The organism is Kitasatospora sp. NBC_00039 (genome assembly GCF_045160625.1).
Lineage (GTDB): Bacteria > Actinomycetota > Actinomycetes > Streptomycetales > Streptomycetaceae > Kitasatospora.
Window position 1 is genome coordinate 1917041 of sequence record NZ_CP108289.1, and the last position, 12577, is coordinate 1929617.

Sequence of the window (12577 nt, forward strand, 5' to 3'; positions counted from 1 at the left end):
GGCGCACACCTCCGGTACTCCTGGTGGCCAGGAGGGATGAGTCCTTGATCTTCAACCGGCTTCGCACCCGCAGCACCCGCAGACCCGTGGCAGCGCCTGCCGCCGGCTGTCCGTACGCCCATGCGCACCCCGCGCCCGAGCCCGCCGGGCCGGCGCCCGCCCAGACATCCGGGCACCCGGTCGGGCGGCTGACCGACCACGGCACCGGCTCGCTCACCCCCCGCGACCAGGCGCCGCAGGCGGCCCACGTCATCGAGGCCGGCCACTTCACCGGCCCCGGTCATTTCACCGGCCCCAGCCACTTCACCGGCCCCGGTCATTTCACCGGCCCCGGCCACTTCACCGATCCTGCCGAGGCCGAAGCGTTCGTCCGGCAGTTCCACCGCGAGCAGCCCGCCGCCGGGGACCCGGCCGGGCGGGTGCGGACCGTCCTCGACGAGATCGACCGCACCGGCACCTACGAGCACACGCCCGCCGAGCTCGCGTACGGCACCAAGCTGGCCTGGCGCAACGCGGCCCGCTGCATCGGCCGACTGTACTGGCGCAGCCTGGTCGTCCGCGACCTGCGGCACCTCGCCTCGGCCGACGACATCGCCGCCGAGTGCTTCGAGCACCTGCGGGTGGCCGGCAACGGCGGCCGGATCCGCCCGGTGATCTCGGTCTTCGCCCCCGACCGGCCCGGCCGTCCGGCCGCCCGCATCCTCAACCAGCAGCTGATCCGCTACGCCGGCCACCCCGGCGCGGACGGCGGCTGGATCGGCGACCCGGCCGGCGCCCAACTGGCCGCCCGCGCCCGGGACCTCGGGTGGAAGGGCGGCGAGGGCCGGTTCGAGGTCCTGCCGCTGCTGGTCCAGGAGCGGCCCGGTGAGCGCCCCGAGTGGTACGAGCTGCCGGACGACACCACGTTGGAGGTCGAGCTCGTCCACCCCGACCACGACTGGTTCGCCGACCTGGGCCTGCGCTGGTACGCGGTGCCGGCGATCAGCGACATGACGTTGGAGATCGGCGGTGTGCGCTACCCCACCGCACCGTTCAACGGCTGGTACATGGGCACCGAGATCGGCGCCCGCAACCTCGCCGACGCCGACCGGTACGACATGCTGGCCACCGTCGCCGAGCGGATCGGGCTGGACACCTCCAGCGACCGCACGCTCTGGCGCGACCGGGCGCTGGTGGAGCTCAACGTCGCGGTGCTGCACTCGTTCCAGGAGGCCGGGGTGACCATGGCCGACCACCACACCGAGTCGGAGCGGTTCCTCAAGCACGTCGCCCAGGAGAAGCGGCTCGGCCGGGCCACACCCACCGACTGGAGCTGGATCGTGCCGCCGGTCTCCGGCGGGCTGACCCCCGTCTACCACCGGTACTACGACCCGGTGGACCCGTCGCTGCGGCCGGCCTTCGTGGCCCGCGAGCCCTGGTGAGTCGCGCGGACGGGGCGAGGCCCCGGGGCGCGGCCGGGTGGGTCGGCCGGGTGGGTCGGCCGGGTGGGTCGGCCGGGTGGGTCGGCCGGGTGGGTCGGCCGGGTGGGTCGGCCGGGTGGGTCGGCGACTGGGCGCTCAGCGGTGCGGGACGGTGCGTTCGTACCGTAGGAGCAATCCGTCGAGGAGCGCTTCGAGCCCGGTCTCGAACGCGCCCTCGTCGATCGCGCTCCGGTGCTCGGCCAGCCGGTGGGCCTCGCCGAGGTGCGGGTAGTCGGCGGCGTCGTACACCCCGGCGTCCTCGGGGAAACCCGCCGCGAACGAGGCGAGCGCCGATCCGGCGACGAAGTACCGCATCAGCGCGCCGATCCGGGTGGCCTGCCCACGCGGCCAGCCGGCCTCGACCAGGCAGCCGAAGACGGCGTCGGCCAGCCTCAGCGCGTTCGGCCGCCGCCCGGGGCCCTGGGCCAGCACCGGGACGATGTTGGGGTGCGCGGCGAGGGCGGCGCGGTAGGAGCGAGCCCAGCCGCGCAGCGCCTCCGGCCAAGCCGCTTCCCGGCCGAACATCGACAGGTCGACCTCGCCCATCACGCTGTCCACCACCGCGTCCAGCAGTTCGTCCTTGGTGGCGAAGTGGTTGTAGAGCGACGGCCCGCTGACCGACAGCTCGGTGGCGAGGCGGCGGGTGGAGAGCGCGGCCAGGCCCTCGGCGTCGATGAGCTGGAGCGCGGCGGTGACGATGCGCTCGCGGCTGAGCAGGGGGGTGCGCGGGCGGGCCATCGTCGCGGTGCCTCCGGGTCGAGTGGGTTCGGGCGGGATGGGTGCGGGCGGAGCGGGTGCGCGGGCGGGCCGGTAGACGGGTCGGGGTCGGTGCGCGGGCGGGTCGGTAGACGGGTCGGGGTCGGTGCACGGGCGGGTCGGTCGGTGCGGGCCGGGCTCGGACCGGTGGATGCGTTCGAGTGGGCGGGGACCGATTCTGGCAGGCGCCTCTTCCCAGTGCGCCCCGGTCGGGGCTACAGTCCCCCCATAAAACTTGCAGCGCTAGTTTAACGGGGTCCCGATGAACCTGGAGCTCTCCGAGGAGCAGGCCGCCCTCCGTGACCTGGCGGCCGCCTTCACGGACCGCGAGATCGTCCCGTACGCCGCCGAGTGGGACCGCGCCGAGTCCGTCGACAGCGCGATCATCGGCAGACTCGGCAAACTCGGCCTGCTCGGGCTCACCCTCCCCGAGGAGTACGGCGGCAGCGGCGGCGACCATCTCGCCTACTGCCTCGCCCTGGAGGAGCTCGGCCGGGGTGACTCCGCCGTGCGCGGCATCGTCTCGGTCTCGCTCGGCCTGGTCGCCAAGTCGGTCAACAGCTATGGCAGCGAGGAACAGAAGCGGCACTGGCTGCCCCGGCTCACCTCCGGTGAAGCCCTCGGCTGCTTCGCGCTGACCGAGCCCGGCACCGGCTCGGACGCCGCCAACCTCACCACCCGCGCGGTCCGGGACGATGGGGGCACCTCCCGCCCGAAGGGTGGGGGAGACTGGCTGATCAGCGGCACCAAGATGTTCATCACCAACGGGACCTGGGCCGACGTCGCCCTCGTCTTCGCGCGGACGGGCGGGGCGGGCCACAAGGGCGTCACCGCCTTCCTCGTCCCCACCGACCTGCCCGGCTTCACCCGCACGGAGATCCACGGCAAGCTCGGCCTGCGCGGCCAGGCCACCGCCGAACTCACCTTCGACAACGTCCGGGTGCCCGACTCCGCCCGGCTCGGCGAAGTCGGCAAGGGGTTCGGCGTGGCGATGGCCGCGCTCGCCAAGGGCCGGATGTCGGTCGCCGCCGGCTGCGTCGGGATCGCCCGGGCCTGTCTGGACGCCGCCGTCCGGTACGCGGGCGAGCGCGAGCAGTTCGGCAAGCCGATCGCCTCGCACCAGCTGGTGCAGGAGTTGCTCGCCGACATCGCCGTGGACGTCGAGGCCTCCCGCCTGCTCACCTGGAAGGTCGCCGACCACATCGACCGCGGCCTGCCCTTCGCCACCGAGTCCTCCGTCGCCAAGCTCTACGCGAGCGAGGCCGCCGTCCGGGCCGCCAACAACGCGCTCCAGGTCTTCGGCGGCTACGGGTTCATCGACGAGTACCCGGTCGGCAAGTACCTGCGCGACGCGCGGGTGATGACGCTCTACGAGGGCACCAGCCAGATCCACAAGCTTCTGATCGGGCGCGCGCTCACGGGCGTCAACGCCTTCTAGTCCCACTGTTCCCGCTGCTCCTGTTGTTCCCGCTGTTCCTGTTCTCCCCGCTGTTCCGCTGTTCCCGCTGATAAGGAGCCCGACGACGTGCGTCCTGTCTACTTCGCCGCAGCCCGCCGCACACCCATCGGCCGGCTGCGCGGAGCGCTCGCCACGGTCCGCCCCGACGACCTCTCGGCCACCGTACTGCGCGCCCTGCTCGCCGACGTGCCCGCCCTCGACCCCGCCCGGATCGACGACGTCTACTGGGGCGCCGCCAACCAGGCCGGCGAGGACAACCGCAACGCCGCCCGGATGGCCGTCCTGCTGGCCGGCCTGCCCGACACCGTCCCCGGCGCCACTGTCAACCGGCTCTGCGCCTCCGGCCTGGAGGCCGTCACCATGGCCGCCCGGGCCATCGGCTCCGGCGAGGCCGACGTGGTGGTGGCCGGTGGCTGCGAGTCGATGACCCGCGCCCCCTTCGTCCTCCCCCGCCCCGACGAGGCGCTGCCGCACAAGATCGAAACGTTTGACACCCGGCTCGGCTGGCGCCTCACCAACCCCCGGATGGCCGACCTGCACGGCATCCTCTCCATGGGCGAGACCGCCGAGGAGGTCGCCACCCGCTACGGCATCAGCCGCGAGCGGCAGGACGCCTTCGCGCTCCGAAGCCACCAGCGTGCCGCCGCCGCCCGCAAGGACGGCCACTTCGACGCCGAACTCGTGCCGGTCGAGCGGCCGGACGGGGTGACGGTCGGCCAGGACGAGAGCATCCGCGAGGACACCAGCCTCGAAAAGCTGGCCCGGCTGAAGCCGGCGTTCCGGGCGGGCGGCACGGTGACGGCGGGCAACGCCTCCCCGATGAACGACGGCGCGGCCGGCCTGGTGCTGGTCAGCGAGGAGGCGCTCGGCGAACTGGACCTCCAGCCGCTCGGCCGCTACGTCGCCGGTGCCTCCGCCGGGGTGCACCCGGACGTCATGGGCATCGGCCCGGTGCCGGCCACCCGCAAGGCGCTCGGCCGGGTCGGCTGGTCGGTCGACGCGGTGGAGGAGGCCGAGCTCAACGAGGCCTTCGCGGCCCAGGTACTCGCCTCCGTCGACCAGTTGGGCATCGATCCGGAGCTGGTGAACCCGACCGGAGGCGCCATCGCACTCGGCCACCCCCTGGGCGGCTCCGGCGCCCGCATCCTCACCACCCTGCTGCACCGGATGCGCCGCAGCGGCGCCCGCCGCGGACTGGCCACCATGTGCGTGGGCGTCGGCCAGGGCACCGCCGTTCTCGTGGAATCGGCCTGAGCGCCGCGAGCCCACGATCGTCCCCCATTTCCCATTGATCGAAGGAGCAGCTGTGACTCGCTTCGCAGGCAAGGTCGCCGTCGTCACCGGCGCGGCGCAGGGTATCGGTGCGGCCACCGCGCGGCTGCTGGCGGAGGAGGGCGCGGCCGTCGCCGTCGTCGACCTCACCGCCGAGCGCGCCGCCGGCACCGTCGAGGAGATCACCGCGAAGGGCGGCACCGCGCGGGCGTACGGCTGCGACGTGGCCGACTACGACGCGGTGGAGGCCGTGTTCGCGCAGGTGGCGCAGGACCTCGGCGGGGTGCACGTCCTGGTGAACAACGCCGGGATCACCCGGGACAACCTGTTCTTCAAGATGCCCAAGTCCGACTGGGACGCGGTGCTGACGGTCAACCTGACCAGCGCCTACAACTGCAGCCACGTCGCGCAGAAGTACATGGTGGCGCAGAAGTACGGCAAGATCGTCTCGCTCAGCTCGCGCTCGGCGCTCGGCAACCGGGGCCAGGCCAACTACGCCGCCGCCAAGGCCGGCATCCAGGGGCTGACCGCCACCCTGGCCATCGAGCTGGGCCCGTTCAACATCAACGTCAACGCCGTCGCCCCCGGCTACATCGCCACCGCGATGACCGCCGCCACCGCCGAGCGGGTGGGCGCCTCGGCCGAGGACCACCAGACCGAGGTCGCCGCCCGGACGCCGCTGCGGCGGGTCGGGCAGCCGGAGGAGATCGCCTCGGTGGTCGCCTTCCTGGCCAGCGAGGACGCCTCGTACGTCAGCGGGCAGACACTGTACGTCAACGGTGGGGCACGCTGACCGCTACTGACGTTTCGTCAGGCTGCCGTCCCCGGTGGTGGGTTACCTTCACCTGGGACGGCCTTTACCTTTTCCGGTGGCCAGGCGTGACCATGCCGGCAGTACGAAATGACTATGGCATGATCATGTGGCGCTCGATGGGATGGCCGGACCGACCCGACCGAAACAGGTCGGGCCCTGCGTCCCAAGGAGTCCCATGGGCAGCCCCGCCACCCTCCGCCGCGCCCTGGCCCTGCTCGCCGCCGGGGCCACCGCCCTCACCGCCGGCACGCTCTCCGTACCGGCCGTGAGCGCCACGGCCTCCGGCAGCCTGGCCGGTGTGCACGTCCGCCCCGCCTCCGCCGGGCACGTCAGCGCCACCGGGCGCACCGCGCCACTGCCCACCTCACAGTGCGTCAGCCAGATCGGCATCCACTGCTACTCCCCGCTCCAGTACCGGACCGCCTACAACCTCGACCCGCTGTACCAGCAGGGCATCACCGGCAAGGGCCGCACCATCGTCATCGTCGACTCCTTCGGCTCGCCGACCATCCAGCACGACCTGGAGGTCTTCGACAAGCAGTGGGGCATCCCCGACACCCAGGTCGAGGTCGTCAAGTGGGGCAACGTCCCGCCGTTCGACCCCACCAACGCCGACCACACCGGCTGGGCGGGTGAGACCACCCTCGACGTCGAGTACGCCCACGCCATCGCGCCCGACGCGCACATCGTCCTGGTCGAGACCGGCGTCGCCGAGACCGAGGGCACCACCGGCCTGCCCGAGATGATGGACGCCGAGAAGGCCATCATCAAGTCCGGCCGCGCCGACGTGATCTCGCAGAGCTTCGGCGCCACCGAGAACACCTTCCCCGGCTTCGACAAGGGCAACTTCAAGTCGCTCACCGACCTGCGCTACGCCTTCAAGGAGGCCGCCGACCGCGACGTCACCGTGCTCGCCGCCTCCGGCGACAACGGCGCGACCGACGCCCAGGAGAACGGCGAGGACCTCTACCCGTACAAGGTCAACTCCTGGCCGTCCAGCGACCCGCTGGTCACCTCCATCGGCGGCACCCAGCTCAGCCTGGACGACGCCGGCAAGCGCACCGCGCCCGACAAGGTCTGGCACGACAACTACGGCGCGGGCGGCGGCGGCGTGTCCGGCATCTTCGAGCGCCCGTGGTACCAGACCGGCGTCGCCGGGGTCACCGGCAACCACCGCGGCACCCCGGACATCAGCATGAGCGCGGCCGTGGACGGCGGCGCCTGGACGTACGAGTCCTACGACCCGACCTCCGTCGGCTGGCACCTCACCGGCGGCACCAGCGAGGCCACCCCGATCTTCTCGGGCGTCGTCGCCCTCGCCGACCAGCTCGCCGGCCACCGCCTCGGCCAGCTCAACTGGCGCCTCTACGGCCTCAACCTGCTCCCGCAGCAGTGGAGCGGGCTGGTCGACGTGACCGCCGGCGACAACTCCTGGGACAAGGTGACGGGCTACCAGGCCGCCAAGGGCTACGACCTCGCCAGCGGCCTCGGCACCATCGACGGCACCAAGTTCGTCCACGCCCTCGCGGGCCGCTGACCGCACCACCTCTCGGAGGGGGAGCCGGCCCACCGGCTCCCCCTCCGGCACGTCCGGCCGCCTCACCCGCACAGGAAGTCGGCCCGGCCGACTTCCCACTCCGCTCCCCCGGCTCGGGCACGGTCCACGCACACGAAAGGCCGGACCCTCCGACTCCCTGTGCGCGGGGGTCAGGCGGGGTCGGTGGCGGCCAGGTGGGCGAGGTGGCGTTCGGCGGCGCGGAGCTTCCGGCCGTCGGGGCCAGGGAGGTAGGCGCGCAGTTCGATGATCTCGGGGGCGATGCGGAGGGCCTCCGCACGGTCCGGGATCGCCCGCCAGCAGGCTTCGGCGTTGGTGGCGGCCTGCTGGGTCTCCGGGTGCTCCGCGCCCTGGGACCGGAGGAGGGTGAGGGCCACCTCGCGGTAGATGTCGGCCGCCTCGATCGTCTTCCCCGCCAGGCGGCACACGTGGGCGCGGACCTGGCGGACCTGGAGGACCGGTTCGGAGACGGCGCCGTGCTCGGCGATCGCCTCCAGTTCGAGGGCGAAGGCGAGGTCGGTGGCGGCGCCGTGGTCCCCGGCGTCGGCGCTGCGGACGATCCGGCCGATCACCTCGCGGTAGTCCTCGCGGGGCTGGGAGGCGTCCGGTCCGGCAACCCCGGGCTCGGGCCCGGCCGGCGCAGCTTCGGGCTCGGTCGGCGCCACCTCAGGCCCGGTCGGAGCCACCTCGGCGGGCGCAGGACCGGCCGGGGCAACGCCGGCCGGAGCAGCCGGCACCGCGTCCTCGAGGACGACGCCCTCGGCGACGCCTTCGGTCGGGGTGGCGGCGTCGGTCGGCGTGGCGTCCGCCGGCGTGGCGTCCGCCGGGATGCGCTTGTCGAGGGTGACGACGCCGTCCGAGGTGGGCCGCCAGGCGTAGGCCTTGCGCAGGTCGACGGGGTGGGGCGGGGGCGGCGGCGTGGGCGGGACGCCGGGCTTGAACAGGTTCACCGGGCCGCCGGACGGCGGCACGGGCACGGCGGCGGGCGCGGACCCCGCGAACGCGGCCGCGGCGGGCTTGTCCAGCGTGACGACGGGCCTCGGGACGAACGGGACGGCGTCACGCGGAACGGCGTCACGCAGAACGGCGTCCCTCGGAACGGCCTCGCGCGGACCGTCGTCGTGCCGGGCCGGCGGGCGGGGCAGCACGGCGGCCGGGCGCGGGCCCTCGTAGGCGGCGGGGTCCACGGCCGGGCCGTCCGTGCGGCGGGCGGTGTTGCGGAAGAACGGACGGTTCGGCGCGTGCGTGGCGAGGATGAGGACGTCCGGGCGCAGCACCGAGTACACCTGCTGGCGGAGCTGTTCGGGGGCGAGGACGGCGTCGGCCCCCGGGCGGCCGCCGTGCAGGGCCTCGATCAGCGCGCGGGTGAAGGTGCCGATCTGCTCCGGGTCGGGGCTGACCACCGCCCAGAGCGGGAGGCCGTCGGAGAGCGGGGAGACGGTGCCCTGGAGGAACGGCCAGGCGTTCTGGTCGGCACTCAGGTCCGCGATCACGAGGGTCTGCCACTCGGCGGGCCGGTGCCGCAGTTCGCCGGCGATGGACTGCCAGGCGAGGCCGTCCTGCCGGACGCTGCCGGGCTTGGAGTCGCGCAGGGTGAGGTGCAGTTGGCCGCCGCGCTTGTCGGCGAGCAGGTGGCCGCCGAGGTGGACGAGAAGGGGGCCGGGGTGGCGGGCGGCGGCGCGGAGATGGGCGAGCACGGTGTGCGGGTCGCTGGCGCCGGGGAGGTGGACGGCGTCCACCGCGTCGGCCGCGAGCAGGACCTGCGGGGAGACGGCGGCGAGCATCGCGGAGAGCACGGGTGCCTGGGTCGGTCCGCCGCGGCCCCAGGTGCGGCGGCCGGAGTTGCCGTAGCCGCCTTCGACGACCAGCATCCGTCCGCGCGGCGCGGCCCCGAGACCGCCCGGGCCGGCCGCGCCACCCGCCGCCCCGACGGGGACGCCGTGGGCGGGGGTGGTCGCGAGGAGCGGGACGCTGAACGGCAGCGGGGTCGCCGACGGCGGCGGGGCCACGACGGACATGCCGGTGACGGTCCATCCGGTCGGCGGCGTCATCGGCGCGGGCGGCGCCTGGGCCGGTACCGGCGCCGAGGCCGGGACGGGCGGCTCGTACAGGGCGGCCGGGCCCGGCAGGTGCTCCTCGTACGGGTTGCGCGGGGGGCCCGGCGGCACGGCGTCCCAGGGGGCCGCGTCGGCCGCGGGCTCGGGACCGCCGGGGACAGCCGTCGTCTCCGCCATCTCTGGTCACCGCCCCGCCCCGCCGTCCAGCGGCGTCTGACTGCCTTGCCCCGTGGTGCCTGCCACCACATCCGTCAGCGCCACCCTACGAGATCCCGGCACGCCCGAGCCAGGCCGGGGCGGTGATCAGGGCCGGGGCGGCGTCGCGCACGTTCCGTCCCGCCCGCCCTCCGGGGCTCGCCGACGACCCGCCGCCCGCCCGCCGCTGGCCGCCGGCGCCCCCGGACCGGCGGGCGTCCGCGTCCGGTGCCGGGTCGGACGGCGCCCGCACCGCCGGCGCCACCGGGCCGCCCCGCCGGCCGAAGGGCGAACGGCCCTGCCTCGATGCCCAGTTGCCCGCGGCGGCCCGCCGTCCGGACGTCGGGCCGAGCAGGGCCCTGTACGGTGGCCGACCGGGGCGACCGGTCCGTGCGCGCACGACCTGGCGCCGCGTCCGGGTGCGCGGTCCGGCGGACGCGGCCCGCGGCCTCCGGGCTGCGCGGGTACGGATCGGCCTCGTATCGGCCGGGGTCGGCGCGGCCCGGTCGGGCTCGTCTCGGCCGATCCGTACGTCCGGCCGGCATCCGCCGCAGTGCTGGTCCCCCGGCCTGCACCCCCGTGCCAGGCCGTCGTCAACCGTCACTGCACCGCCGGTCGTTGTGCGACAGGGTGTCCACGCCGGCACCCGCACCGCCACCGCCCCGTTCAGGGACCGCGGCTCCGTGGGCACGGCTTCCTGAGAGAACGTCGGACTCCGTGCGCGACGATCACCGCCTGCGTCGGCGGATCACCGGCAGCCGTGACCCGCCTCATCCTGGATCGCCGGGATCCAGGTGTTTCCGCAGGAACGAGACCTCCGCCGTGACGGCCTGTTCGTGCGCTTCGAGGAACGGGGCGTAGTGACGGCCCGGCAGATGCACCACCGCGGACTCCGGCGCGTTCCGGGCCGCCCGGACGGCGGGGCCGGGGAGCACGCTCTGGTCCTGGTCGCAGACGACCACCAGCAGCGGGCACCGTATCCGGGCGGCATCGCGGCCGGGCCGGTACCCGCCGATCCGCAGGGAGATCCGTGCGGCCACCGTCTGCTCCCAGTTCGTGTGGCGGCGGTCGGGATCGAGGGCCCGGTCGCAGTCCGTCGCATCGGGTGTGGTGAGCGAGGCGACGGCGCCGCGCGGTCCGGAGGTCGGGACGAGGATCGGCGGACGCCCGACGAGGCCCCCGAGTGCGTCCGCGACGCCCCGGCCGAAGAGCCCCAGCAGCGCGAGGGGCGTCATGGAGCGCAGCGCGTGGGGAGCGACCGCGCGGCCGTCGACCAGCGGGGTCTGGGCGATCGCGCAGGCGAGTCGCGGGTGGTCGGCCGCGACCCGGAAGACGTGGCCGCCCGCGAGCGAGAAGCCCCAGAGCGCGATCCTGTCCGGGTCGACGTCGGGCAGGCCGGCCGCGCAGGCGATCGCGGCGTGCCAGTCGGCGACCTGCTCGTCGAAGCGGACGATCTGGCGCGGTGTGCCCCCGCTCTCTCCGAACCGCCGGTGGTCGAACGCGAGGACGGCGAAACCGGCGTCGTTGAACCGTGCGGCGAAGAGGTCGGAGGCCGGTTCCTTCGTCACCGAGGTTCCGCCGGCCATGATCACGCAGCCGCCGTTGGACCCCGGGTAGTGCCAGGCGACACACGAGGTGTCGCCGCTGGGGAAGCGTACTTTCTTCCGTTGCTCGACTGCGGGCACGTGAGCCTCCGTGGGGATCCGTCGTTCTCGGGCTGTTGGGAAACCGCGGGCCTGCGGTGTTGTCGCACCGCAGGCCCGCTGCTGCGGGCCGCCGGTCGCGGCGCCGGAGGTGCTGACGGTCGACCGGTCAGCCGGTCAGGCCGGGGAACCAGATGCGCGGGTCGAGGATCATCGGCTGCTCCTTCCGTGTCGCGGGCCCCCGACGTGCGCCGGGGGACGGGGCGGAGTGGATGACACCATGCTTGGGGCGTTGCCGCCGGAACAGGCTCCGCAGGGCGACGGAATGGGCGAAACTTGCCTTCATGGCGCACGCATCGGCGAATTCCGTACTGAGCCTCCTGGATCAGCGGCTGGTGGCCGCGTTGCAGTGCGACGGCCGCCTCACCGCGGAGCGGGCGGCCGACGTGCTGGGGCTCAGCCCCGCCACGGTCCGCCGCCGCCTGCAGGCACTGGGCGCCGACGGCACCGTGCGCGTGGTGGTCTCACCCGTGGCGCGACCGCGCAACGGGGGCTCGGCCGGGGCCCTGTTCCTGCGCATCCGGGTCCTGCGGGGGAAGCTCGACACCATCGTGGCCGCGCTCGCGGCGCGCGAGGACATCCCCTTCATCGACGTCACCACGTCGGGTGACGAGATCTTCGCGGTCGCCCGCACCGAGCCGGGCTCACGCGACCCGCTGGTCTTCCGCCAGCTGCCGTCCACCCAGGCGGTGACGTCCCTGGAGAGCGCCACGATCCTGCACGTCTTCCGGCTCACCTCCGAGTGGCGCCACCAGGTGCTGACCGCGGCCGAACGCACGGCGCTCGGCGCGGGCGGGCCCGTCCCCGGTGCGGTCGCCTCCGGCTCCCCGGGCCCGTACGGCGTCGACACCGATGCCCTGGAAGAGTCCCTGATCGACGCCCTCACACCCGATGCGCGCCTGCCCGCGGCGGCCCTGGCCGCGCGCACCGGCCGCCCGGAGAGCACGGTGCGCCGGCGCCTGGCCCAACTGACCGCCCAGGGCCGTCTGATCACGCAGGTCCTGGTCGATCCCCGCCGCCTCGGGCTGGCCATCGAGGCCAAGCTCCTGCTGCACGTGGCCCCCGACCATCTGGCCGCCGCCGGGCAGGCGTTGGCCGACCACCCCGCGGTGCACGGCGCGTTCGCGACGTCGGGCCCCTCCAACCTGCACGCGGCCGCGTACTTCCCGGACCTGACGACCCTCTACGGCTTCCTCTCCCGCGACCTGGTCGGCCTGGGCATCACCCACGTCGAGACGGCCATCGTCAGCCGCGCCGCCAAACGCACTCCCCAGCCGGTCCAACCCGTCCCGTCGAGGTGAGGGCG

9 protein-coding genes are annotated in these 12577 nt (G+C 74.3%); 6 read left to right on the plus strand and 3 right to left on the minus strand.

Going from position 1 to position 12577, the window contains the following annotated elements; translation table 11 throughout:
• Positions 1 to 86 precede the first annotated feature (86 nt).
• Positions 87 to 1421: a nitric oxide synthase oxygenase gene (locus OG286_RS08640; RefSeq protein WP_396320022.1), complete on the plus strand. Its 1335-nt coding sequence runs from the start codon at positions 87 to 89 to the stop codon at positions 1419 to 1421.
• A gap of 135 nt (positions 1422 to 1556) precedes the next feature.
• Here the strand turns inward: OG286_RS08640 and OG286_RS08645 are convergent, their stop codons facing one another.
• Entirely contained in the window at positions 1557 to 2198 is a 642-nt protein-coding gene (locus tag OG286_RS08645; RefSeq protein ID WP_396320021.1) for a TetR/AcrR family transcriptional regulator, read from the minus strand.
• A gap of 280 nt (positions 2199 to 2478) precedes the next feature.
• Here OG286_RS08645 and OG286_RS08650 point away from each other — a divergent pair, with 280 nt between their 5' ends.
• The 4 genes from OG286_RS08650 (at position 2479) to OG286_RS08665 (ending at position 7298) form a co-directional block, all read left to right on the plus strand.
• Positions 2479 to 3654 carry an acyl-CoA dehydrogenase family protein gene (locus tag OG286_RS08650; protein ID WP_396320020.1) on the plus strand — a complete coding sequence of 392 codons (1176 nt, stop codon included), beginning with the start codon at positions 2479 to 2481 and terminating at the stop codon, positions 3652 to 3654.
• An 87-nt stretch (positions 3655 to 3741) separates the two neighbouring features.
• A complete protein-coding gene (locus OG286_RS08655; RefSeq protein ID WP_396320019.1) occupies positions 3742 to 4929 on the plus strand; it encodes a thiolase family protein in 1188 nt (395 codons plus the stop codon).
• Positions 4930 to 4981: 52 nt separating this feature from the next.
• Positions 4982 to 5740 carry a 3-oxoacyl-ACP reductase FabG gene (gene fabG / locus OG286_RS08660; RefSeq protein ID WP_396320018.1) on the plus strand — a complete coding sequence of 253 codons (759 nt, stop codon included), beginning with the start codon at positions 4982 to 4984 and terminating at the stop codon, positions 5738 to 5740.
• A 196-nt stretch (positions 5741 to 5936) separates the two neighbouring features.
• Positions 5937 to 7298 carry a S8 family serine peptidase gene (locus OG286_RS08665; protein ID WP_405362433.1) on the plus strand — a complete coding sequence of 454 codons (1362 nt, stop codon included), beginning with the start codon at positions 5937 to 5939 and terminating at the stop codon, positions 7296 to 7298.
• 170 nt (positions 7299 to 7468) lie between these two features.
• Here the strand turns inward: OG286_RS08665 and OG286_RS08670 are convergent, their stop codons facing one another.
• Both OG286_RS08670 and OG286_RS08675 read right to left on the minus strand, forming a co-directional pair.
• Positions 7469 to 9550 carry a hypothetical protein gene (locus tag OG286_RS08670; RefSeq protein WP_405364979.1) on the minus strand — a complete coding sequence of 694 codons (2082 nt, stop codon included), beginning with the start codon at positions 9548 to 9550 and terminating at the stop codon, positions 7469 to 7471.
• 788 nt (positions 9551 to 10338) lie between these two features.
• Positions 10339 to 11253 (minus strand): alpha/beta hydrolase, encoded by a 915-nt coding sequence (locus tag OG286_RS08675; protein ID WP_405364981.1) that lies wholly within the window; start codon positions 11251 to 11253, stop codon positions 10339 to 10341.
• Positions 11254 to 11555: 302 nt separating this feature from the next.
• Between OG286_RS08675 and OG286_RS08680 the strand changes: the two genes are divergently transcribed.
• Complete coding sequence (locus tag OG286_RS08680; protein ID WP_396320014.1) at positions 11556 to 12572, plus strand: Lrp/AsnC family transcriptional regulator; 1017 nt, start codon at positions 11556 to 11558, stop codon at positions 12570 to 12572.
• Positions 12573 to 12577: the final 5 nt, after the last annotated feature.